Genomic DNA, 4,455 nt, shown 5'->3' on the forward strand with positions numbered 1-4,455 from the left:
AGGTGTCGTGGGTGTTGACCCCCGCGGTGCCGCAGCTAACGCATTAAGTTCTCCGCCTGGGAAGTACGGCCGCAAGGCTAAAACTCAAAGGAATTGACGGGGGCCCGCACAAGCGGTGGAGCATGTGGTTTAATTCGACGCAACGCGCAGAACCTTACCCAGACTTGACATCTATCAAACCCGGCCCAAAAGCTGGGGTGCCCGCAAGGGAATGGTAAGACAGGTGCTGCATGGCTGTCGTCAGCTCGTGTCGTGAGATGTTGGGTTAAGTCCCGCAACGAGCGCAACCCTCGTTCTGTGTTGCCAGCATTTAGTTGGGGACTCACAGGAGACTGCCGGGGTTAACTCGGAGGAAGGTGGGGATGACGTCAAATCATCATGCCCCTTATGTCTTGGGCTGCACGCATGCTACAATGGCTGGTACAAACGGCTGCGATACCGCAAGGTGGAGCGAATCCGAAAAAGCCAGTCTCAGTTCGGATTGGGGTCTGCAACTCGACCCCATGAAGTCGGAGTTGCTAGTAATCGTAGATCAGCAACGCTACGGTGAATACGTTCCCGGGGCTTGTACACACCGCCCGTCACGTCACGAAAGTCGGTAACACCCGAAGTCAGTGGCCCAACCGTAAGGGGGGAGCTGCCGAAGGTGGGATCGGTGATTGGGACGAAGTCGTAACAAGGTAGCCGTACCGGAAGGTGCGGCTGGATCACCTCCTTTCTAAGGAGCAATCACGTGTGCTGGACATAGGTTTCAGCGATAAACATGTGAGCTCATACGTGGAGCATTGACTTAGGTTTATTACACAATTCATCCATTAGTACAACCCTCTAGTACCTATTTATAGATACTCCTGGGAGTGGAAACTTGGCTCTGGATCGAAGAATTAACTGAGCACGTTGTTGGGTCCTGAGGGGACGGCTGAAAGGCCAAACCTCTGGAGTTAATAAGTAGGAGAAACCGCATCTCACACTCGAAAGGGTTGGAATGCAGGTCTTCATAGGCTTATTAGCTACCGCCCGTATTTTGAGAACTACACAGTGGACGCGAGCATCTTTGTGGTCAAATTATTAAGCGCACATGGCGGATGCCTTGGCATCAGAAGCCGATGAAGGACGTAGTAGGCTGCGATAAGCCTCGGGGAGCTGTCAAACGAGCTTTGATCCGAGGATTTCCGAATGGGGAAACCCAGCCAGAGTAATGTCTGGTTATTTCTATCTGAATATATAGGGTAGATAAAGGGAACGTGGGGAAGTGAAACATCTCAGTACCCACAGGAAGAGAAAACAACCGTGATTCCGTTAGTAGTGGCGAGCGAAAGCGGAAGAGGCCAAACCAATACTGTGTCAAGCCGGCAGGCGTTGCAGTATCGGGGTTGAGGGACTTTTTGAATCAACTGCCGTTGATTAACAGAGTAAAAAATCAGTTGAGTAAGTGAATGGCGTGGGAAAGCCAGGCACAGAGGGTGAGACCCCCGTAGCTGAAACTCGATTGACTCTGATTAAGTATCCCAAGTAATGCCGGACTCGAGGAATCCGGCATGAATCTGGCGGGACCACCCGCTAAGCCTAAATACTCTCTGATGACCGATAGCGGACTAGTACCGTGAGGGAAAGGTGAAAAGAACCCCGTAAGGGGAGTGAAATAGAATCTGAAACCGTGTGCGTACAAGCCGTTGGAGCTACCTTGAGTAGTGACAGCGTGCCTTTTGAAGAATGAGTCTACGAGTTAGTGTCGTGTGGCAAGGTTAACCCGTCGAGGGGAAGCCGTAGCGAAAGCGAGTCTGAATAGGGCGTCAGAGTCGCACGATCTAGACCCGAAGCGAGGTGATCTACGCATGGTCAGGTTGAAGCGCGGGTAAGACCGCGTGGAGGACCGAACCCACTAATGTTGAAAAATTAGGGGATGAACTGTGTGTAGGGGTGAAAGGCCAATCAAACTTCGTGATAGCTGGTTCTCTCCGAAATGCATTTAGGTGCAGCGTCACGTGTTTCTTACCGGAGGTAGAGCTACTGGATGGTCGAGGGGGCCTACAAGCTTACCAACATCAGCCAAACTCCGAATGCCGGTAAGTGAGAGCGTGGCAGTGAGACTGTGGGGGATAAGCTTCATGGTCGAGAGGGAAACAACCCAGAATAGCAACTAAGGTCCCAAAGCCTGTGCTAAGTGGAAAAGGATGTGGAGTCGCATAGACAACCAGGATGTTGGCTTAGAAGCAGCCACCATTAAAAGAGTGCGTAATAGCTCACTGGTCAAGTGATTCCGCGCCGACAATGTAACGGGGCTCAAGCACAGCACCGAAGTTCTATCATTCAGACATTATCCCGGTCTAACGGCTTGACTGTTAGATCCAGGAGTCTGGATGGGTAGGAGAGCGTTGTGTAGCTGGCGAAGCGGCGGGGGAACCCAGCCGTGGAAGCTACACAAGTGAGAATGTAGACATGAGTAGCGAGAGAAATGTGAGAAACATTTCCGCCGAAAGACCAAGGGTTCCTGGGCCAGGCTAATCCGCCCAGGGTAAGTCGGGACCTAAGGCGAGGCCGTCAGGCGTAGTCGATGGACAACTGGTTGATATTCCAGTACCCGCTTTAATTCGCCCAGACCGAAAGCACTAATGCTAAGACTTCCAAGTTGGGCTGGCTTTTGTCGGCTCGATGGATCGGTCGAACCGGTGTGCAAGTAGGTTAGCAATGGTGTGACACAGGAAGGTAGTCCAACCCGGGCGATGGTTGTCCCGGGGTAAGGTTGTAGGGAGTGGTGCAGGCAAATCCGCACCACATATATCCTGAGAGCTGATGCCGAGCCGTAAGGCGAAGTGGATGATCCTATGCTGTCAAGAAAAGCATCTAGCGAGAATTATTGCGGCCCGTACCCGAAACCGACACAGGTGGTCAGGTAGAGAATACCAAGGCGATCGAGAGAATTATGGATAAGGAACTCGGCAAAATGCCCCCGTAACTTCGGGAGAAGGGGGGCCCTCTGGCGTGTAGGAGTTTACCTCCGAAGCGTTAGGAGGCCGCAGAGACCAGGCTCAAGCGACTGTTTACCAAAAACACAGGTCCGTGCGAAGTAGCAATACGATGTATACGGACTGACGCCTGCCCGGTGCTGGAAGGTTAAGGGGACTGGTTAGCCGCAAGGCGAAGCTGAGAACTTAAGCCCCAGTAAACGGCGGTGGTAACTATAACCATCCTAAGGTAGCGAAATTCCTTGTCGGGTAAGTTCCGACCTGCACGAATGGCGTAACGACTTGAGCGCTGTCTCATCCGTAAACTCGGCGAAATTGCATTACGAGTAAAGATGCTCGTTACGCGCAGAAAGACGGAAAGACCCCGGGACCTTTACTATATCTTGATATTGGTGTTCGGAACGGTTTGTGTAGCATAGGTGGGAGACTTTGAAGCGGGCACGCCAGTGTTTGTGGAGTCATCGTTGAAATACCACTCTGATCGTTTTGAACTTCTAACCTCGGTCCGTAATCCGGATCAGGGACAGTGTCTGGTGGGTAGTTTGACTGGGGCGGTCGCCTCCTAAAAAGTAACGGAGGCGCTCAAAGGTTCCCTCAGCCTGGTTGGCAATCAGGTGTCGAGTGTAAGTGCACAAGGGAGCTTAACTGTGAGACAGACATGTCGAGCAGGTGCGAAAGCAGGAACTAGTGATCCGGCGGTGGCTTGTGGAAGCGCCGTCGCTCAACGGATAAAAGGTACCCCGGGGATAACAGGCTGATCTTGCCCAAGAGTCCATATCGACGGCAAGGTTTGGCACCTCGATGTCGGCTCGTCTCATCCTGGGGCTGGAGTAGGTCCCAAGGGTTGGGCTGTTCGCCCATTAAAGAGGCACGCGAGCTGGGTTCAGAACGTCGTGAGACAGTTCGGTCCCTATCTTCTGTGCGCGCAGGAAACTTGAGAAGGCCTAACCCTAGTACGAGAGGACCGGGTTGGACGAACCTCTGGTGTGTCGGTTGTTCCGCCAGGAGCACCGCCGATTAGCTACGTTCGGAAGGGATAACCGCTGAAAGCATCTAAGCGGGAAGCTCGCTTCAAGATTAGGTTTCCCACTGATTTATCAGGTAAGGCCCCCAGCTAGACGACTGGGTTGATAGGCCGGAAGTGGAAGAGTCGTAAGACTTGGAGCTGACCGGTACTAATAGGCCGAGGATTTAACTACAAAGTTGCTACGCGTCCACTGTGTGGCTCTCGAGATACGGTCTCGAGATCCGCAAAACAAAAGAAAAGGCTTTGACCCCTTTTCTTTTAGACCGAAAACTCAATAGTGTTTCGGCGACCATAGCGAGAGGGAAACACCCGGTCCCATTCCGAACCCGGAAGTTAAGCCTCTCAGCGTCGATGGTACTGCAAGGGTGACCTTGTGGGAGAGTAGAACGTCGCCGGACTTCTTTTATAAAAAGGGGCGCTTTAACGAGCGCCCCTTTTTTATTTCCCGTGAAGTAATCTTGG

Annotated in this window: 3 rRNA genes; all 3 read left to right on the forward strand. The window is 52.4% G+C overall.

The annotated features are described in order from the left end of the window. Window positions 1–718, forward strand: a 16S ribosomal RNA gene (locus Q8K48_06425); the annotation flags it as partial. Between the two features lie 340 nt (window positions 719–1,058). Then, window positions 1,059–4,165 (forward strand): 23S ribosomal RNA (locus tag Q8K48_06430). A gap of 109 nt (window positions 4,166–4,274) precedes the next feature. Beyond that, window positions 4,275–4,391 (forward strand): 5S ribosomal RNA (rrf, locus tag Q8K48_06435). Window positions 4,392–4,455 lie beyond the last annotated feature (64 nt).

It is taken from the genome of Candidatus Planktophila sp. (genome assembly GCA_030681675.1).
In the GTDB taxonomy this organism is placed as follows: Bacteria; Actinomycetota; Actinomycetes; order Nanopelagicales; family Nanopelagicaceae; genus Planktophila.